Annotated in this window: 16 protein-coding genes; 6 read left to right on the forward strand and 10 right to left on the reverse strand. The window is 71.0% G+C overall.

The window, feature by feature from the left end:
• On the reverse strand, positions 1-2,619 hold a 2,619-nt coding region (locus tag AB0H84_RS52635), incomplete at its 3' end, for an AAA family ATPase (RefSeq protein ID WP_357622121.1).
• A gap of 251 nt (positions 2,620-2,870) precedes the next feature.
• Here AB0H84_RS52635 and AB0H84_RS52640 point away from each other — a divergent pair.
• Entirely contained in the window at positions 2,871-3,383 is a 513-nt protein-coding gene (locus AB0H84_RS52640; protein WP_357622124.1) for a hypothetical protein, read from the forward strand.
• A gap of 177 nt (positions 3,384-3,560) precedes the next feature.
• Here the strand turns inward: AB0H84_RS52640 and AB0H84_RS52645 are convergent, their stop codons facing one another.
• The 3 genes from AB0H84_RS52645 to AB0H84_RS52655 all read right to left on the reverse strand — a co-directional run bounded on the left by AB0H84_RS52645 (position 3,561) and on the right by AB0H84_RS52655 (position 6,856).
• Complete coding sequence (locus tag AB0H84_RS52645; protein WP_357622127.1) at positions 3,561-5,978, reverse strand: LuxR C-terminal-related transcriptional regulator; 2,418 nt, start codon at positions 5,976-5,978, stop codon at positions 3,561-3,563.
• 303 nt (positions 5,979-6,281) lie between these two features.
• Positions 6,282-6,674 carry an ATP-binding protein gene (locus AB0H84_RS52650; RefSeq protein WP_357622130.1) on the reverse strand — a complete coding sequence of 131 codons (393 nt, stop codon included), beginning with the start codon at positions 6,672-6,674 and terminating at the stop codon, positions 6,282-6,284.
• Positions 6,671-6,856: a DUF5999 family protein gene (locus AB0H84_RS52655; protein ID WP_357622132.1), complete on the reverse strand. Its 186-nt coding sequence runs from the start codon at positions 6,854-6,856 to the stop codon at positions 6,671-6,673. The genes AB0H84_RS52650 and AB0H84_RS52655 overlap by 4 nt, the downstream gene beginning before the upstream one ends.
• Before the next feature lie 171 nt (positions 6,857-7,027).
• Between AB0H84_RS52655 and AB0H84_RS52660 the strand changes: the two genes are divergently transcribed.
• On the forward strand, positions 7,028-7,786 hold the full coding sequence (locus tag AB0H84_RS52660) for a MerR family transcriptional regulator (protein ID WP_357622135.1): 759 nt from the start codon (positions 7,028-7,030) through the stop codon (positions 7,784-7,786).
• A 272-nt stretch (positions 7,787-8,058) separates the two neighbouring features.
• Here the strand turns inward: AB0H84_RS52660 and AB0H84_RS52665 are convergent, their stop codons facing one another.
• From AB0H84_RS52665 to AB0H84_RS52675, 3 genes are all read right to left on the reverse strand, one after another.
• Positions 8,059-9,099, reverse strand: a complete 1,041-nt coding sequence (locus AB0H84_RS52665; RefSeq protein WP_357622138.1) for a DUF4037 domain-containing protein — start codon at positions 9,097-9,099, stop codon at positions 8,059-8,061.
• A 300-nt stretch (positions 9,100-9,399) separates the two neighbouring features.
• Positions 9,400-9,966, reverse strand: a complete 567-nt coding sequence (locus tag AB0H84_RS52670) for a dihydrofolate reductase family protein (RefSeq protein ID WP_357622140.1) — start codon at positions 9,964-9,966, stop codon at positions 9,400-9,402.
• Between the two features lie 152 nt (positions 9,967-10,118).
• The gene (locus AB0H84_RS52675; protein WP_357622142.1) at positions 10,119-10,292 is read right to left on the reverse strand and encodes a hypothetical protein; all 174 of its coding nucleotides are present in this window, start codon (positions 10,290-10,292) and stop codon (positions 10,119-10,121) included.
• Here AB0H84_RS52675 and AB0H84_RS52680 point away from each other — a divergent pair.
• Entirely contained in the window at positions 10,291-10,749 is a 459-nt protein-coding gene (locus tag AB0H84_RS52680) for a LysR substrate-binding domain-containing protein (protein ID WP_357622145.1), read from the forward strand. The two genes, AB0H84_RS52675 and AB0H84_RS52680, sit on opposite strands and share 2 nt — an antisense overlap.
• A gap of 165 nt (positions 10,750-10,914) precedes the next feature.
• On the forward strand, positions 10,915-11,700 hold the full coding sequence (locus AB0H84_RS52685) for an alpha/beta hydrolase (RefSeq protein WP_357622181.1): 786 nt from the start codon (positions 10,915-10,917) through the stop codon (positions 11,698-11,700).
• Between the two features lie 270 nt (positions 11,701-11,970).
• On the opposite strand, the gene AB0H84_RS52690 is transcribed toward AB0H84_RS52685, so the two are convergent.
• The gene (locus AB0H84_RS52690; RefSeq protein ID WP_357622148.1) at positions 11,971-12,927 is read right to left on the reverse strand and encodes a cyclase family protein; all 957 of its coding nucleotides are present in this window, start codon (positions 12,925-12,927) and stop codon (positions 11,971-11,973) included.
• A 201-nt stretch (positions 12,928-13,128) separates the two neighbouring features.
• Between AB0H84_RS52690 and AB0H84_RS52695 the strand changes: the two genes are divergently transcribed.
• Together AB0H84_RS52695 and AB0H84_RS52700 are read left to right on the forward strand one after the other, a co-directional pair.
• A complete protein-coding gene (locus AB0H84_RS52695; protein ID WP_357622151.1) occupies positions 13,129-14,490 on the forward strand; it encodes a hypothetical protein in 1,362 nt (453 codons plus the stop codon).
• Positions 14,491-14,699: 209 nt separating this feature from the next.
• Positions 14,700-16,004, forward strand: a complete 1,305-nt coding sequence (locus AB0H84_RS52700) for a phospholipase D-like domain-containing protein (protein ID WP_357622153.1) — start codon at positions 14,700-14,702, stop codon at positions 16,002-16,004.
• A 188-nt stretch (positions 16,005-16,192) separates the two neighbouring features.
• On the opposite strand, the gene AB0H84_RS52705 is transcribed toward AB0H84_RS52700, so the two are convergent.
• Together AB0H84_RS52705 and purB are read right to left on the reverse strand one after the other, a co-directional pair.
• Entirely contained in the window at positions 16,193-16,957 is a 765-nt protein-coding gene (locus tag AB0H84_RS52705; protein WP_357622156.1) for a GNAT family N-acetyltransferase, read from the reverse strand.
• Positions 16,954-18,393, reverse strand: coding sequence for an adenylosuccinate lyase (gene purB / locus AB0H84_RS52710; protein ID WP_357622159.1), 1,440 nt, complete (start codon positions 18,391-18,393; stop codon positions 16,954-16,956). Before purB ends, AB0H84_RS52705 begins: the two co-directional genes overlap by 4 nt.
• Between the last annotated feature and the right edge of the window lie 45 nt (positions 18,394-18,438).

Here is an 18,438-nt window from a genome sequence, read left to right on the forward strand (position 1 = left end):
CAGCGGGCGGTGCCCCTTTTGTCGCCGCGCGCGTTCAATTATCTCGCGGGGGGGACAGAGGTCGGCGGGCGCCGCCACCTGGGTGTGCCGCCGCCCCACGGCCTGGTCGGCGGCGGCGGCGCGGCTGGGTGCGCCCAGCTTGGCGAGGATCGCCGAGACGTGGTGGCCGGCCGTCTTGACGGAGATGAAGAGCTTGGCGGCGATCTCGGCGTTGGTGTGCTGCGCGCAGAGCAGCGCGAGCACCTCCCGCTCGCGCCGGGTCAGCCCGGAGGGGTGCTCCCGGGTGGCCGCGCGCGGCCCGGCCGGCAGCGAGCGGACGCCGAGCCCGCGCAGGCGCCGTCTGACGATACGCGCCGCGGGCAGGGCGCCGAGGTCGGTGAGGATGCGCAGGGCTTCGCGCAGCTCCGGCTCGCCGTTCGTGCCGGCCAGGGCCAGCGCGGCGTCGTAGCGGCAGCCCAGCTCGCTCCAGGCCCGCGCCGCCCCGGCCGGGTCGCCGTCGAGTTCCAGCCGGTACGGCTCGGGCAGCATCCCCTGGGGGGTGCGCGGGGAGCCGGTGCGCAGCAGCCAGACCGCGACCGCGCCGCGGTCCCAGGCGTCGGAGATGGCGGCCACGTCGTGGGCCAGCTCCGCCTCGCGCCGCGCCTGGCCCGTCCTGCCCTCCAGCCAGTACGCCTCGGCGCGGGTCAGCCGTACCGGGACGATCTGCTGCGGCTCGCCGGTGCGGTCGGCCAGCTCGGCCGCCTCGTCGAGGTGCGGCCAGAGGCCGCCTTCGCCGCGGCGGGCCAGGACCGAGCCGATCCTGCGCACCGTGCACATGCGGTTGGACGGGGAGCGGCCCACCGTGGCCAGGATGGCGGAGCTGATGGCCAGCGACTCCTCCCAGCGTCCGGTGCGTTCCATGATGGTGGCCAGCTCGCCGCGCACGCAGGTGCCGTACGTGGGCAGGTCGTGCTCGTCGCAGTAGGCGATGCCCTCGGCCGCGTACCGTTCGGCCTCGGCGAGGCGGCGCCGGCCGCTGTGCATGGCGACCAGGTTCGTGTACGCCCGGCCCGCCTGGTCCTGGTGCCGCCCGGCCAGGGCGACCTCGAGCGCGCGCCGCATCTGCTCCTCCCAGGCACCGCCGCGTATCCAGGCGCACGCTGCCCGGGTGTTGAGGGCGTCGCTGAGCACGTCGGTGGCGTCGAGCGGCTCGGCCAGGTCGTGCTCGTAGCGCAGCATGCGGTGGTTGGCCAGCGTGGCGTACGCCCAGGCCAGCTCGATGCCGGGGCCGAGCGGCTCCAGGACCGCCACGGCGGCCTCGGCGTCGGCGACCTCGCCGTGGCACAGGTTCCACTTGATGCGCGACAGCCGGCGCAGCGCGCTGCCCTCCCGCAGCCGTTCGCCGACCTGGCGCCACTGCGTCAGCGCGCGTTCGCACGCCTCGGCCGCGTCCTGCCACTGGTCGAGCAGGGCCGCCTCGTCGGCGAGCTCTTCGCACAGCCGGGCCACGGTCGCGGCCTCGGCCTCGTCGGCGAAGCGCAGGGCCCGCCGGTACTGCGCTGCCGCCTCGCGGTGGGAGGCCAGCCAGGCCGCGCGGCGGGCGGCGGCGGGGGCGTGGCGCAGGACCGCGGCGGCCTCCCCCGCCGCCTCGGCGTGGAAGGCCATCCGGGCGTCGTCGTCGCAGCCCAGCGCGGCAAGAGCTGCCAGGACCAGGCCGTGGGTGATGCGGCCACGGCGGGCGGGCAGCGCTCCCTCCACCGCCAGCCGGGCGATCTCGTGGCGGAAACGCAGCCATTCGCCGTCGCCGGTGAGGAGCCCGCACGCCAGCAGCTCGTCCACGGCCGGGGCCGGGCAGGGGGTCACCGCCTCCAGCAGCCTCCACTCCACCCGGGTGCCCATCAGCGCCGCGACGTCGAGCACCTGGCGGGCCGGGTCGCTCAGGCGTGCGGCGCGCGCCAGCACCGCGTCCCGGGCCGAGCCCGGAACCTCGTGCATGCCGGCCTGGACGACCTCGGTCACGTAGAACGGGTTGCCGCCGGTCAGCCGGTGCAGCGCGCCGGCGTCGGCGTCGCTGCCGCCGGCCAGTTCGCGTACCGCCCGCGTGGACAGGGGCGCCAGGCCGATGCGCCTGGTCGAGCGCTGCGAGGCCAGGTCGCCCAGGGTGACGCGCAGCGGATCGGCGGCCGAAAGGCCGTCGTCGCGGTAGGTGGCCAGCAGCAGCAGTGCGCTGCCGCGTAGCCGCCGTCCGAGGAAGCGCAGCAGGTCGAGGGTGGCCTCGTCGGCCCAGTGGACGTCCTCCATCACGACCACGTCCAGCCTCGCCGGGTCGCTGACCTCGCGCAGCAGCCCGCGGAACAGCTCCTCGCGTCCGGCGCCGGCGCGGCACAGCTCCAGCAGCGGGCCGCCGAGCTGCTCGGCCAGGTCGAACAGCGGTCCCAGCGGGCGCGGCGTGAACAGGCCGTCACAGGCCCCCCATGACCATCGCGCCGCGGGCAGGTCCTGCTGGAAGTGCTCGACCAGCGCCGACTTGCCGACTCCCGCCTCGCCCGCGATCAGGACCAGCCGCCCCTCCCGGCGCCCGGCCTCGGCCGCGTACTCGGCCAGCGACGCCAACGACGACTCCCGCTCCAGCAAGCGCATCCCCGTAGTATCCGCCACGGCCGGGCGGCCGGTAAGGGATCTCTTTCGCGGGGGGGCGGTGTTCGGGCTCCGTACGTAGGGCCGCGTGGGACCCGATGGGATACCTATCCCGGGGATACCTACACGGACCCGTAGTCGAATAGGTACCCATATGGGGATTTATCCCGTCTCGGTGTTTGGCGTGGTCCAGCAAGCTGGATGCGTGTTCTGTACACGTGCGCCGACACGGGGAGGGGAGATAAGTGCCAGCCATGTTGCAGCCGCAAGTCGAGCAGAGCGTCGTCCCGGACCAACCCGCGCTACGGATGTTGTCGTGGAACGGTCTTATGGCCATGGCAGACGGCATGGCCGTTCGCGCCGGATTGGCGGGGCAGGACCGCGCCGTCTCGTGGCTGCTGTCGGCGCGGCCTTCGGCAGTGCCCAGCGCGCGGCGGATGACCGCCGTCCGGCTGGCCGCGTGGGGGTTGCAAGAGCAAGCCGAGGACGTTGACCGGCTGGTCAGCGAGCTCGTCTCCGACGCCTTGCGGCACGCCACCGACAAGATCAGGCTCGCGCTCTGGGTGGAGGAGGGCCTGTTGCGGGGCGAGGTTGAGGATGCCAGCGTCCAGGCCGCGGCCACAGCCGCGGCGCCGCGGCACGTCACGCTGCTGGGGCACCTGGTGTGCTGCTGGGGGATCGCCGGCAAGGTCGTGTGGTTCGAGCTCGTCACATCGGAGCGGGACTGCCCGCACGCCCACCCGGACCGAACCGACCGAAAGGAATGACGCATCGTGCGCCAGATAAGGATCCGCACGTCCAAGCGGCCACGCCGGCCCGCTCAGAGCACGATGGATCTGCGGACCCCGTCAGGGCGGCAGCTGCCGTTCTGACACCGACGAGGAACGACCAGCGGAACCGGCGATGCCCGGTTCCGCTGTCTTGACGGGCACATCACGGGCACATCACGGGCCGTCATGGCTGTCATGGCCGTCGGCGCGGGTCCGCTCCCCTACCCACACCGCGATCTGCGCCCGTGAGTTGAACCCCAGCTTGGCCAGGATGTGCTCGATGTGGCCTTCGGCGGTCCGCTGGGCGATCACCAGGGACGCCGCGATCTCCCTGTTCGTCAGCCCCTGGGCGACCAGTTCGGCGATCTCCATCTCGCGGCGCGTCAGCGGCGGCGTCTCCCCCTTGGCGGCCTGTTCGGGTTTGTCCTCCTGCAGCGCGTACCCGAGCGCCTCCTCGATCGGCATGCGGGCGCCGCGCCGCACGGCCGCCTCGAACGCCGTCTCCCCCAGCTGTCGGCGCATCGCCGCCTGGCATTCGTCGTGGTAGCGGGCCAGGTGCCCGTACCCGGACAGCGGCGCCCCGATGGGGCTCCACATCGTCTTCAGGATGCCGAGCAGGCGCGCGGCCCGCTCGTGGTGGCCCTGACTGGCGGCGATCCAGGCCAGCACCTCGATGTTGAGGCCGGCGCCGAGCCGGTCGCCGAGCGAGCGGTTGAAAGTCAGGCTCTGTTTCTCCAGTTCGACGGCCCGGGCAAGGTCACCCTGCCGCCATACCTCCACGCCGAGCGCCATCATCGTGTACGCCCTGTGCCAGCCCTCCCCGTGGGCGTCGCACACCGCCAGGCACTCCTCGCCCGCCGCGATGGCGCGCGAGGAGTCACCCAGGAACGAGTGGGCGAGCGTCAGCCGGATGAGCGACAGCGCGATCCCCACCGGGTCGCCGTTTCGGCGGTGGCGGGCCAGGGCGTCCCTGTACAGCTCGATCGCGGCCTCCGTTCGCCCCTCGCACATGGCCACCATTCCGGAGAACAGCGCCACGTAGGCCAGCACCGGCTCGTCGTGCAGCTGCTCCCCGATGCGGCGGCTCTCCTCCAGCATCGCGGTGGCGGCGGGCCTGTCGGCCTGGATGACCGCCAGCCAGCTGGCGGCCCACAGCGCGCGCCCGCGCGCCGCTCCGGGTTCGGTGCCGGGTTCGGTGCCGGGTTCGGTGCCGGGTTCGGTGCCGGGTTCGGTGCCGGGTTCGGTGCCGGCGGCCAGCGCCCGCGCCAGCCAGTCGCGTCCCTCACCCAGGTAATAACTGGTGATCCAGTGGTACAGCAGATCGCCGGCCATGCTCAGCCCCGCGTGGGCCTCGCTCGGCGTGCTCAGCCAGCTGTCGAGCGCGGCCCGAAGGTTGGCGTGCTCCCTCTGCAGCCGGCCGAACCAGACGATCTGCCGGGGGCCGAACAGCTCCGCCCGCGCCTGCGCGGCCAGGTCGCGGTAATAACCACGGTGCCGTGCCAGCAGGCCGGCCTCGCCGCCGGAGCCGCTCAGGCGCTGGCGGCCGTACTGGCGCAGCGTTTCCAGCATGCGGTAGCGCACGCCGCCCTGATGGTCTTCTCGAATCAGCACGGACTTGTCGACCAGGCCGATCACCAGGTCGATCACGTCCTGGCGGGCGATGCCGTCCCCGCTGCAGACCGTCTCGGCCGCCTCCAGGTCCAGGCCCCCGGCGAAGACCGAGGCCCGCTGCCACAGCAGGCGCTCTTCTTCCAGGCATAGCGTGTAACTCCAATCGATCAGTGCCCGCAGCGTCTGGTGCCGGGGCAGGACCGCCCGTGACCCGGAGGTCAGCAGGCGGAAGCGGTCATCGAGCCGGTCGAGCAGTTGCTGGGCCGACAGGGCGCGCAGCCGGACGGCGGCCAGTTCGATGCCGAGCGGCAGGCCGTCGAGCAGGTGCACGATGCGGGTGACGACGTCGCGGTTGTCCTCGTTGACGGTGAACGTCGGCAGGACGGAACGGGCGCGTTCGGCGAACAGCCGTACCGCGTCCTGCTTCACCAGGGTCTCCAGCGGCGGCGCCGGCAGCGCGCAGGAGGGCAGCGGCAGCGGCGCCACGGGCACGACCTGCTCTCCGCCGATGCCGAGCGGCTGCCGGCTGGTGGCCAGGACGCGCAGGTCGGGCGCTGCGCGCAGCAGCGTCTCGGTGAGTACGGCGCATTCGCCGACCAGGTGCTCGCAGTTGTCGAGGATCAGCAGGGCCTGCTTGTCGTGCAGGTAGCGGGTCAGGACCCGCATGGGCGGGTCGCCGGTTTGGTCGCGGATCTCCAGCGCCTCGGCCACGGCCTGGACGAGCATGCCGGGGCAGTCCAGCTCGGCCAGTTCGGCCAGCCACACGCCGTCGCGGAAGGCGCGCCGTACCTCATGGCCGACCCGCAGGGCCAGGCGGGTCTTGCCGACTCCGCCGACGCCGGTGAGCGTCACGGCCCTGGAGGAGGACAGCAGCTGTTTGACCTCGGCCACCTCGTGCCGACGCCCCACGAAGCTCGTCACCTCGGCAGGCAGCCCGCCGTTGGGCTGTCCCCGGCAGGTGCCGGTCGTCACCGTTGTCATTGGCGCCTTCCGCGACGCGGCCGGCGGGTCTGCATCGGGCCGCATCCCACGTGGTCCAGGTTATGTCGCGGCCGTTATCCCAGACGAGCACGGTCAAGAACCCACAACAAGTTTTGGCCATCCCATGGTGTAACGGCGTCTCGTCCTTGACGGCGGCCATCGAGGCCATCCCCTTGGCTCGGGGGCTTCCTACCGCCGTCGTATGCGCGGCACGCACTCCCGCCAAGGCGGCAGTGAGGGGGGCACGCGGAGCGCGGGGCGGCGTGGTGGGTCCTGACACGACGCCCCGCGCTCCGCGGCGTTTCAGACGGGCAGCGCGGCCGGAACGGGCAGCTCGAACCAGACGACCTTGCCCCGGCCCGTCGGGGCGCTGCCCCAGCCCGACGACAGCACCTCCACCAGCAGCAGCCCGCGCGACCCCTCGTCATCGTCGGCGGCCACGCGCGGGCGGGGCGGCAGGGGGCTGGAGTCCTCGACCTCGCAGCGCAGCAGCCCGTCGGCGGCTGACAGGTTCAGGCGCACGATCCCGCGCGCGTGCCGCACCGCGTTGGTGACCAGCTCGCTGACCAGCAGCTCGGTGAACTCGCACGCGTGGTGCAGCCCCCACTCCGCGAGCTGGGCGCGTGCCGCCTGCCGGGCCTTGAAGACCGAGCAGGCCCGGGATGCGAACGTCCATGACGCCGGAGCTGCGTTCATGCGGCCTTGCCACTCAGTGCGGGGACGCTGCGGCCGTCGGGCAGCAGCTCGCCGGTGTCGTCGAAGAAGACGACTCCGTTGCACAGAAGTCCCCATCCCTGCTCCGGGTGGTACGCCACCAGGCGCGCGGCATGATGGTCGATGGCGTCCGCGGGAGGACAGGGAGGCTGGTGCGTACACATGGTGCGATTCCCCCGTTCCTCACATCCAGCCAATTCCTTCACGTTTCAGACTGCCTCCCGCATTCACCAAGAAGGAGGTGAGAAATCCCCACATAGGTACCTATTTCGAGTACCTACGTAGTGTCCCCACACCCCGCGGAGGACAACCCTCCCATACGGCAAGCTGGACCCATGAGCTTCGCTGTAGGGCAGGTCGCCAAGCTGGCCGGCATCACCATCCGCACCCTGCACCACTACGACGAGATCGGCCTGCTCACCCCCGGCGAACGCACCCCCGCCGGCTACCGCCGCTACACCGACGCCGACCTGACCCGCCTCCAGCAGATCCTCCTCTACCGCGAACTCGGCTTCCCCCTCGACGAGATCGCCGCCATCCTCGACCACGACACCACCGACGACCTCACCCACCTACGCCGCCAGCACGACCTGCTCACCCGCAAAGCCGAGCACCTCCACCAGCTCATCGCCGCCGTCGAACGCGCCATGCAAGCCCGCGCCACCGGCATCCCCCTCACCCCCGCCGAACGCCTGCAAGCCTTCGGCGACTTCCGCCCCGAAGACCACGACGCCGAAGTCCAGCGCCGCTGGGGCACCACCCCCCAGTACGCCGAAAGCCACCGCCGCGTCGCCACCTACACCCACGACGACTGGCGCCAGATCAGAGCCGAAGCCGCCGCCATCACCGCCGACCTGGCCGCCGCCCTCCAAACCGGCCAACCCGCCGACGGCCCGCACGCCATGGACCTCGCCGAACGACACCGCGACCACATCACCCGCTGGTTCTACACCTGCACCCCCGACATCCACCGCTGCCTCGGCGACCTCTACGTCGACGACCCCCGCTTCACCGCCCACTTCGACACCCACACCCCCGGCCTGGCCGCCTACCTCCGCCACGCCATCCACGCCAACGCCCGCCGCACCACCTGACCACACGCCCTGGCGTCGGCGACGCACGCCATCTCACGCGGCCCGTGCGACGACATCCGGCACGTGCCCCAACGGCCACGACGCCGCCATCGGCACCCGGCCTCCGGACAGGCCAAGGTGTGCGTCTCATCGTCACTCACACCGGCGACACCACCACGTTCGATGCCGGGCGGGTTCGTGTCGAGGAGCTTGCCTTCTCCGTCGTGAGCTAATGGTTTTTGTGGAGGTAGAGGTGGATTTGCAGAAACCCGCCCCCTTTACGATGTAGATCACTAATTGTGGAGACCCAGCGCCGCCGCCGTCACCCGCCGCGCCCGCCCAGGCTGCACCAGCAGATCCGTCGAGTCCGACAGCTGATCCACACACCCCACCACCGGCAGATCCCGGATCACCGGATCCGACACCGCCGCCATCAACGCCTCGGCGAACCGGTCACCCCCGATCACCTCGAACGGCCGGTCGAAGAAGCCCCGTACCCGCCCGTCCAGCGGCTCGGCCAGCGCCACCCGGTTCTGCAGCGCCGCCACCCGCGCGTACGCACCCGACAGCCCCTCCTGCCGCTCCCGCCAGGAGCGGGCCGCCACCGCCGCCCCCAGGCACTCCCCCAGCTCCGCCGAGCCCGGCAGGCGGGCCAGCGCGCTGCCGAGCCATTTCGCGTACGGCGGGTAACGCCGCCGCAGCAGCAGCGCCAGCCGCATCACCTCGCGCGCCAGCCGCGCCCCCACGACCGCCGAGCCCAGTTCGTCGCCAACCTCGCCGCAGCGGCCGGGGAACGGCTCCTCCTGCGCGATCCGCCGCCACTGACACGCCAGCACATACCGCCACACATCCGGCGGATACCAGCGCAGCGCCGCCCTGGCCGCTTCCAGGGCGCCGCCCTCCAGCCCGTCGTGGAACACCTCGCCCCGCGTCACCTCGGCCAGGCTCTGCCACGGCACCGACAGCCAGTCCAGCAGCGACACCCCGTCCCGCGGGTCGAAGCCCAGCCGTTCGACCAGCCACGTCCCCAGCTCCGTCACCGTCACCCCGGGCTGCACGCTGCCGTGGTAACCGAACACGGTCGGAAAGCCCCGGAAACGCTCCGGCAGGCCCGCCGCCACCTTCGCCCGCACCTCGGCCACCGACTCCGCGGCCACGAACACCAGCACCCGCGGCCCCCAGTCGTGGTCGGTCGAGCGGGCGGTGTCGAACTCGAGCACCTCCGAGCCCGGCCCGATCAACGCCGCACTGTGCGCCACCGCGGGCACCAAGGGCGCCACCACCTCGCCGTAAAAGGCGCGCGACAACTCGATACCTGGTACAAAATCGGACATCACGCCGTCAACTGTGCCTCAGCGCCGTCCGAACCTCACCCGATTTTCCGGAGCCTGCGCGGCCGACAAGGTACGTTTCGGGGGGTGGGCTGGAGGTCAGCGGCCGGTGTCGGCGCTGCAGACCATGACGGACAGCCCTTAACGGCCGGTCAGGGCCGGTGAGGGCCCTGTCGTTACCCCTCATCACAGCCGACGCAGGCTCCGGCCGTGGCGGTGACGACGTCGCCGTGCCGGCGCACGCCCCGCCGGACGTCACGTCTGACGGACGGCGGAGGCGCGAGCCGGAAGCGGACTCTTCGCTTATTTCTTGATCTCGTAACGCAGAACTACCACGCCGTTGTCGAACGAGGTGGCCTCGATCAGCTTCAGGTCTTGCCGATCCTCGAAAACGCGCCTTCCCTTACCGCGTGCCGCTGGGCAGACGAGCAGGGTGACCTCGTCGACGACGCCGGCGTCCAGCAGGGAGTGCATGAGTGTCAGGCTCCCCCACAGCCAGATGTCCTTGCCGCTGTGCTGCTTGAGCTCCCGGACGGTGGCGGCCGGGTCGCGCGTCACGGTCGTGGCGGGAAAGTCGCCCCACGGGGCCTCTTCCAGCTTCGAGGAGGCGACGAACTTGGTGAGGTTGTTGAGCTTCTCGCCGTACTCGCCCTGTTCGCCGGCGTACGGCCAGTAGCCCTTGGACTGGGCATGGGTGTTCGCGCCGAGAATCAGCGTGTCTACCGCGTCGACGAACCCCATCACGCGTGCCTTGAACGCAGGGTTGGTGGTCTCGGAGAAGGGCTCCCCTGACACGAAGCTGAGCCCGCCGTCCTCCTCCGCGGCGATGTTGTCGACGGTGACCCACTGCTGGACTATGAGCTTTCGCATCACTGACTGTGCCTTTCGAGTATTTGCCGGCTGAACGGGTCCGCCGGTACGAAGCTTTCGTGGCGGACTTCACCGAATCCCCAGAACCAGCCGCCCCGGATCGCCGTTTCGCGATCGGGATCCACACCCCAATGTGAGCGACCTGACGCCGCTCAGCCGCGCTGACGCTCCTCCCGCCGCAGGATCAGCTCCTCGACCGCGCTCGGCAGGGTCGTCTCGAAGTCGATCAGCTTCGCCCACGTCGGGGTCACCACGATCCGGACCATGCCGTCGTGGTAGAGGGAACGCACCTCCGCCTCCCACGCGACCCGCTGCTCGGGCGTCATGCCACAGGACGGCATCCGCTACTCCTATCTCCTCGACGACCCGATGTACCTGCTCAGCAGGCACCCCGGCCAGACGCTCGCCGGCCACCGGGACTCCGCGTGGATCGCGGGCTGCGAGAACTGCCGTGGTGAGCTGCTCCAGTTCTGCGAAGCCGCCGGGTTCAGCCCGCGCATCATCTACAGCAGCGACGACATCGTCGTCGAGCAGGCGTTCGTCGCCGCCGGGCTCGGGGTCACCACCATGCCCGGCCTCGCGCTGCGCTCGCACCACGCCGACGGGGTCGTCGCCAGCGAACTGACCGAGTTCCGGCGCCGCATCTACCTCGCCACGTTCGGCGAGCCACCGGACCCGCCCGCCACGACCGCCTTCATCACCGCCCTGCGCACCACCACCCATGCCCTCCAGCTGGGGCAGACGTCTCCTCCCAAGACGGGTCAGTCGTGGCAGCCGGGGTGACGAGGCCGGATGCGTATCGGCCGGGCCATCCGAAAATGTCGGCGTTCGGCAGCGGATAGCCGCTACCGTGCCTCCATGTTGGATGCACATGAGCGATTTGTGCGCTCCGGGCCGCTGCGGATGTGGACGGAGAGGATCGGGAATCCTGAGCTTCCCGCTGTTCTGATGGTCACTGGGTCGGCCGCTCAGGGTGTCAGTTGGCCGGATGCACTGGTTGATCGGCTTGTTGACCGTGGGGTTCAGGTGATCCGGTTCGACCATCGGGACACCGGCCGGTCCAGCATCGTCGACTTCGATGCCCACCCGTACACGATCGGGGACATGGCCCGCGACTGCCTGGCCGTGCTGGACGGTTATGGACTGAGCTCCGCTCACGTGGCGGGAACCTCCCTGGGCGGCGTGATCGCGCAGTGGCTGGGGGTGCACGCCCCGGACCGGGTCCGGTCCTTGACCGTGATGTCCAGCACGCCGATGAATCATGATCTGAGGCCGGTGTGGGCACGGGCGAGGGCCGGGGAGCCGGCCGACCCGGATGATCTGCCGCCGCCGTCGCCGGCGTTCCTCGCGCATCTGGCCGCCGGACTGCCGCCAGGAGTGGAGTCCGACATGGCCTTGTTCCGGGTCTTCAACGGGCCGGTTCGGCCGTTCGACGAGCCGGCCGCCCGCGCGATGCTGGAGCTGGCGCTGTCGCGGGCCACCGACCCGGCGGCCGCGGCCAACCATGACCGGGCCGCGTGGCGGGACGCCCCCGACCTGCTCGCCCCGCTGTCGTCGATCACCGCGCCGACCTCGATCGTGCACGGCGACCAGGATCCCGTCTTCCCGCTCGCTCACGGCCAGGCCCTGGCTGCCGCGATTCCGGGCGCGGTACTGCACGTCGTGCCCGGGATGGGCCATGTCATGACGTCACCCGGCCTGCCCGAGGAGATCGCCGACCTGATCCGGCTCTGACCCGCCTTGCGGGGACGGGGCCGCGCCGATGAACAGCCGCGAGGGGAACCGCCACCCGATGGCGGCCAGACCTGAGGATCCAGCGACGTCAGCCCCAGCACCCTCCCCAACCATGTCCTCGGCCTGCGCGAGCAAGGAAGCCGCCCGCAAACTGACCACCATCGACGGCTGACCCCGCACGGCAGCGTGGACATAGCCGGCGGCTGAGTCCTGACCGCGCTCCTGGTGCGGGCCGGGCCCCTTCAGGGCGTCGCCCCTCGTGAGGCGCGGTCAGAACGTGGCGATCGGGTTGACGGGGCTGCCGGACGTACCGGCGAAACGGACCGGCGCGACTGCGAGCTGGAAGTCCCACTGGCCGAGCTCGGCAGCCGTCGCCGCACACGCCTCCAGGTCACAGTTGTCCAGCAGCCACAGACCCATCGCGACGAGCCCCACGGTGTGCACCGGCATCGCCATGTCCTCGTACCCCGACGGCTGAACGTCCTGGGGGGTGTCCGCCCCGATCAGCGCCACCTGCCGTTCCTGCAGCCACGGCAGGCAGGAGGCGTGCCAGCCGGCCTGCGTGAAACCGCCGGCATCACCGGCCTCGTGCCGGACGCGGCCATAGCCGGTCCGCAGGAGCACCGCATCGCCGGATCGCACCCGCACACCCTGGCGACGCTCGGCCTCCTCGAGATCGTCGGGATGCACACCCTGACCCGGCTCCAACCACGGCACATCGCGGACCTTCGCGATGTCCAGCAGGACGCCCCGCGTGATGATCCCGTCCGCCGCCGCCGTGACGGCCCCCCACGCCGATCCCGTTGCGGCGTCGACCAACGAGTGCGACCGCCCGTTGTACATCGTGCCGTCCCAGAAGATGTGGCACGGCGAGTCGACGTGGGTGACGGTGTTGCCGTGGAACGTGAGGCCGAGCCGCTCGGACGAATAGCCCCAGTGCCGGTCATTGCGGAACCCGGGCAGCGGCATGTTCTCGGCACCGGGCGTGTCGGAGAAGCACGGGCACGTCGTCGTCGACCGTTCCATCTCCTCCGGCACGGCAATCTCCCACGCGCACGACACGCTCCTGCCGTGGCGCACGGCCCGCGCCGCCGCCAGCCGGACGTCGTCGGTGATGTGGTTGAGAGTGCCGAGCTCGTCGTCGTCGCCCCACCGGCCCCAGTTCGACAACGTGTCGAAGTATCCGAGCACGTCGTCCTGTGTGGGCATCGGTCGCTCTGCCGTCATCCCAGCATCGGCTCCTCCGGTCACGCGGTTCGAGGCATCGAAGGCAGGCGGTCCCGCCCTCTCCTTTGACACGCCAAGGTTCGCTGAGCCGGCATGCTAGTGGATCAGCCGGCCCGTCGCGGCCACGGAGGTCGGTCGCCGTCACAGCGATCCCTCCGCAGCACGGGGAACGCACACATACAAGATCACGTCAAAGCCTGCATGGGATCCTTTCGCCTGTTCCTGCCGGCCGCACTCATCGTCCTGGCCGCCGGATGCGGCGGCGACGTGGCGGCCTCCGCAGCGCTGCTTCTGCCGGAGCAGCCAGGAGACCTCCATCTGGAGCAACTGGTCACATCGGACGCCGAGCGGGATCCGGTCACGGCGTACGCGGAGGGTGACACGCCCGGCGGCAGGACGCTGGCCGTCCTGGTGACAGAGTCGGAGGACTGGGAGCAGCCGTACGACTGGGAGCCACCGTACAGAGGAAAGCCGCTCAAGCTGGACAAGCACGAGGCCACCATGGGCGGATCGGGACAGCACCGCTGGATCACCTGGCCGGCCAAGACGAGCCAGGACTTCGAGTCGATCGCGGTGCTGGGCCACGGGTTGTCGGACGCGGAACTGATCAGGGCGGCCAACGGAGTGGTAGAGGATCTGCGGCGGCCCCGGATCGACGCCGCGCACCTGCCGCAGGGGTTGGACCTCGTCAAGACCGGTTCGCTGCCGATCGGCAACTGGCAGGCGGAACTCGGCGGAACGCAGCAGATCTGGACCAACCGGCACGCGCGCGCCAGAGTCTCCGTCAGCCAACTGCCCGGCGACGCCGGCATGGCGGTCCTGGCTGGTGCCACGGTCAGGGGAGAGCCCCGGAAGATCCGCGGCACCACCGGCCTGGCGGGTGGCGACCTGCTGTCCAGCGGAACGCTCAGCATGAACTGGGTGCACCAGGACAGGACCCTCATGACGCCCAAAGTCCGGCTCTGGCGGGAGAACGGCGTGATCGTCAAGGTGTCCGCGCTGGGGCTGGCCGACCACGTGGTGGACGCGTTCGTACGAGGTCTGCGCCCGGCCGGCCCTGAAGCCATCGAGCGGGCGCGTGGCCAGATCCTGGAGTACCCTCCCGATCTTCTGTTCCCGCCCGTCGACGATGAGAACCGCCCGCTGCGTGTCGTCACGTACGGCAAGAACCGCGAACGGGCCTGGGCCATGAGCGCCGGACTGCGGGACGGAACCTTCACGTCCGCGTTGCGCGTGCTCTCCCGCCGAGCCGAGATCGTGGACGGTGGCGGCGGGACCTTCAGCTGGAAGCCGAAGTACGGCCGGGTGCCGCTGACGATCATGCATGACGTGGCAGAGGGCGACCTGCCCAGCGACAACGTCCTCATCGGCTTCGCCGGGACCGGCGTACGGAAGGTGCGCATCAGCTACTCGGACGGCACCTCGGCAGAGCTTCCGCTCGGCCCGGCGGGCGGTCCAGGCGGCGTCCGCTGGTTCTCCGCCGAGGTGAAGTCCCGCTCGTTCCAGCTCTCCGCCGAGATGAAGGACGGCAAGGTCACCGACACCGTACGGCGCACCCGCTGAGCGACGCTGCGGCAGCGGCGGCGACAAGATCCAGCACACTCTCGGCGGCCGACTGGATACGGCCCTTCGCAGGCAATCTGCAGGTGACCTCTACCAGCCCCGGCGGCGAGGTGGAACGCCCTTGCCCCGCTCCCCTGCGGCCCGACCAGCCGCAGACACCTCCAGCAACTCCTGGCATGATCGGTCACTGGATCATACGATGACCGGCCATGATCAAAAGGTTAGGAAGATCCTTCGCCGCCCTCGCCGGCTCAGCTGCAGTCGCCGCGGGGCTGATCCTGGACGGTGGTACGACCACCGCAGCGGCGGCCGACGCGGCCGTGACCGCCACGGCGGGTGCGCCGGTCATCAACCGGCCCGTGTTCAACAACCCCCTGGGCACCGTGCAGGAGCGGAGGGCGATCTTCAGCCAGCTGGTCGGGCTCATTGACGCCACCCCGGCGGGCGAGCAGATCCGCGGCTCCGTGTTCGCGATCGGCGACCAGGAAGTCGTGGACGCCCTGCTGACCGCGCACCGGCGCGGCGTGTCCGTGAAGGTGATCCTCGACGACTCCACCTACGTCGCGGCCTCCTCCCACCAGGAGTACGCCAACCCCGCCTACGACGCGCTCAAGGCGGGCCTCGGCACCGACGACACCCAGGACTCCTGGGCCGTCGTCTGCGACGACCAATTCGAGGACGCGGACGGCGTGGACGACGTCGAACGTGGATGCCTCAGTTCCCAGCGGAAGTCCTACAACCACAACAAGTACGTCATCTTCTCCCGGACGGGCCCGCTCGCCGACGGCACCACCTACTCCAAGGTCGTCTTCCAGGCCTCCTCGAACATCACGGCCTGGGACGCGGACAGCGCCTTCCAGGACTCGGTGACGTTCGCCGACAACGCCGTGTACGACGGCTACCTGCGCTACCACGACCTGGAGTACAAGACCCGGCACGTCGCGAACGTCACGACCAACCCCTACTTCTCCACCCCCACCGGCTCGACCTACCGCGCCTACTTCACCCCCCGCCCCGACCCCAACCCGACCAACCCCGCCAGCGACCCCCTGGTCAACGCCCTGAACGAGGTCTCCTGCTCCTACATCGGGACCGACGGCAACAAGCACCAGACCGACGTGCGGATCGCCCACACGTTCTTCTACAACACGCGCCCGCAGGTCGCCGACAAGCTGGTCGACCTCCGCCGCAAAGGCTGCTGGGTCGACATCGTCTCGCGGCACATCGACAGTGACATCGAGTCCAGGCTGAACCAGGCCGGCATCCGGTACCGCGAGTGCCAGGGCCAGAACACCACCGGACCGTACCCGCACACCAAGTACCTGCTGATCGACGGCGACTACGGCGGCGACATCACCCCGCGCGTCTACACCGGCAGCGCCAACCTCATCGGCGACTCGGTGCGCGTAGCTGACGAGACCTTCGTCCGCATCACGAGCGCCGACTACCACAAGGCGTACCTGCAGCACTTCTACATGCTCCAGAAGGGCTGCGGCGCCCCCAGCACGACCTGACCACCACATCGGCGGCCCGCGCCCGCGCACTCCCGGGCACGGGCCATCTCGCCCCCTGCCGGTCACCGTCCAGGGAGAACGGGGGCCGTGCGGCCCGAGACCGCGAAGAACAGCGCCGAGTACATCTCCGTCCCGCGCGCGGCGCGGATACCACCAAGATCCAGGCAAGATCCAGGATGGACTCCACGTCAGCAGGCCACGCGGGCGGCCAGCACCCGCCGGCGCCGATAACCGATCCGCTCATAGACGGCGATGGCCGCCGCATTGTCGTCGTCCACCATCAGCGCCGCCCGCCCGTACCCGGCCAGCAGCTCGCGCGACACCCACCGGCACACCCGTCCGGCCAGCCCCCGGCCGCGAAAACGCGCCCGCGTGGCGACCCCGGCCAGCAAGCCCACGGTCGGCGCCGACCACGCGTCCGCCGCCACCGCCGCCAGCTCACCCTCCACCCGCACGCCCGCCCACCGGCTCACCCCGGCCAGGCCCGGCACCGCGTACGAGTCGGGCGCATCAGCGGCCAGCAGCGCCGCGACCTCAGCATCGGCAGCCGGCTCCAGCCAGCCCACCCCATCAGGCACGGGCCCCTCCAGGACAGGCCCCTCCAGGACGGGCCCCTCCAGCGCAGGCAGGCTCATCCACGAGAACGTTCCGGCCCGCTCCAGCCCGTCCAGCTTCGCCGTCACCTCCCCCACCAGCTCCCGCTCCCCGAACGGCCGATAGGAGGGCCCCAGCTCCGCGAGCGCGTAGCCCACCAGCTCCACCGCGCACGAGACGCCACCCCACACGGCCAGCCGGTCACGCCGCGACGCGCCCGGCGCGGCCGCCACGACCGCATCCCCGAGCGCCCACGCCCGCGCTCCCCCGCGCAGGCCCTGCGCCGCCCACACCAGCAGGTCGTCGTCACCGCACGCCACCCGCACCTGCCCGGCGTCGGTCAGCTCACGAACCGTCACAAGATCGCGCCGGGCCGGTACGCGGCCGCCTGCGGATACGCCGCCACGACCTCGCCCACCCGCTGCGCGACCGCCCGCACCTGCTCGGCCGCCGCACCCGTGAACGACACCCGATCGGCCAGCAACCCCTCCAGCTGATCACGCTCCAACGGGAAACGCGCATCACCGGCCAGCCGCTCCAGCAGCTCGTTGGCCGCGCCACGCGAACGCATCGCCAGCGCCGCCGCCACCGCGTGCTCCTTGATCAGCTCATGCGCCGTCTCCCGGCCCAGCCCCGCCCGCACTGCCGCCATCAGCATCTTCGTCGTCGCCAGGAACGGCAGATAGCGATCCAGCTCCGCCGAGATGACCGCCGGGAAAGCACCGAACTCGTCCAGCACCGTCAACATCGTCTCCACCAGCCCGTCGAAGGCGAAGAACGCATCCGGCAGCGCCACCCGCCGCACCACCGAGCACGACACGTCGCCCTCGTTCCACTGGTCGCCCGCCAGCTCACCCGCCATCGAGGCGTAGCCACGCAGCACCACGGCCAGGCCGTTGACCCGCTCGCAGGAGCGCGTGTTCATCTTGTGCGGCATCGCCGACGAGCCGACCTGCCCCTCCTTGAACCCCTCGGTGACCAGCTCGTGCCCGGCCATCAGCCGGATCGTCTTGGCCAGCGACGACGGCGCCGCCGCCAGCTGCACCAGCGCGCTGATCGCCTCGAAGTCCAGCGACCGCGGGTAAACCTGCCCCACACTCGTGAACCGCTCGGAGAACCCCAGGTGCGCGGCCACCCGCCCCTCCAGCTCGGCCAGCTTGTCACGGTCGCCGCCCAGCAGGTCGAGCATGTCCTGAGCGGTGCCGACCGGGCCCTTGATGCCGCGCAGCGGGTAGCGGCCGATCAGCTCCTCCAGCCGCCGATAGGCCACCAGCAGCTCGTCGGCCGCCGTGGCGAACCGCTTGCCCAGCGTCGTGGCCTGCGCCGCCACATTGTGGGAACGGCCGGCGATCACCGTCGCCTCGTGCTCCACGGCCAGGCCGGCCAGGCGGGCCAGCAGCGCCACCACCCGGTCACGCACCAGCAGCAGGCTGTCACGCACCTGCAGCTGCTCGACGTTCTCCGTCAGGTCGCGCGAGGTCATGCCCTTGTGCACCTGCTCGTGCCCCGCCAGCGCGTTGAACTCCTCGATGCGCGCCTTCACATCGTGGCGCGTCACCCGCTCGCGGGCCGCGATCGAGTCGAGATCGACCTGCTCGACCACCTTCTCGTAGTCGTCGATCGCACCCTCCGGAACCGCCACGCCCAGCTCGGCCTGCGCCCGCAGCACCGCCAGCCACAACCGCCGCTCGGCGACGATCTTGTAGTCGGGAGACCACAGACGGGCCAGCTCCGGCGAGGCATAACGGGAGGCCAGGACATTCGGGATACGCGGCGTACGCGGCTTGGCGGTCACGTCGGACAAGTCTATTGACACGCCGGCGCCCACACGGCACCGGGC

It is taken from the genome of Nonomuraea sp. NPDC050786 (assembly GCF_040654115.1).
Classification (GTDB): domain Bacteria; phylum Actinomycetota; class Actinomycetes; order Streptosporangiales; family Streptosporangiaceae; genus Nonomuraea.

Coding starts and splice junctions, on each gene's coding strand:
- AB0H84_RS52640 (WP_357622124.1), top strand. CDS start 2,871: ATGTTGCAGCCGCAAGTCGAGCAGAGCGTCGTCCCGGACCAACCCGCG.
- AB0H84_RS52645 (WP_357622127.1), bottom strand. CDS start 5,978: ATGACAACGGTGACGACCGGCACCTGCCGGGGACAGCCCAACGGCGGG.
- AB0H84_RS52650 (WP_357622130.1), bottom strand. CDS start 6,674: ATGAACGCAGCTCCGGCGTCATGGACGTTCGCATCCCGGGCCTGCTCG.
- AB0H84_RS52655 (WP_357622132.1), bottom strand. CDS start 6,856: ATGTGTACGCACCAGCCTCCCTGTCCTCCCGCGGACGCCATCGACCAT.
- AB0H84_RS52660 (WP_357622135.1), top strand. CDS start 7,028: ATGAGCTTCGCTGTAGGGCAGGTCGCCAAGCTGGCCGGCATCACCATC.
- AB0H84_RS52665 (WP_357622138.1), bottom strand. CDS start 9,099: ATGTCCGATTTTGTACCAGGTATCGAGTTGTCGCGCGCCTTTTACGGC.
- AB0H84_RS52670 (WP_357622140.1), bottom strand. CDS start 9,966: ATGCGAAAGCTCATAGTCCAGCAGTGGGTCACCGTCGACAACATCGCC.
- AB0H84_RS52680 (WP_357622145.1), top strand. CDS start 10,291: ATGCCACAGGACGGCATCCGCTACTCCTATCTCCTCGACGACCCGATG.
- AB0H84_RS52675 (WP_357622142.1), bottom strand. CDS start 10,292: ATGACGCCCGAGCAGCGGGTCGCGTGGGAGGCGGAGGTGCGTTCCCTC.
- AB0H84_RS52685 (WP_357622181.1), top strand. CDS start 10,915: ATGGTCACTGGGTCGGCCGCTCAGGGTGTCAGTTGGCCGGATGCACTG.
- AB0H84_RS52690 (WP_357622148.1), bottom strand. CDS start 12,927: ATGACGGCAGAGCGACCGATGCCCACACAGGACGACGTGCTCGGATAC.
- AB0H84_RS52695 (WP_357622151.1), top strand. CDS start 13,129: ATGGGATCCTTTCGCCTGTTCCTGCCGGCCGCACTCATCGTCCTGGCC.
- AB0H84_RS52700 (WP_357622153.1), top strand. CDS start 14,700: ATGATCAAAAGGTTAGGAAGATCCTTCGCCGCCCTCGCCGGCTCAGCT.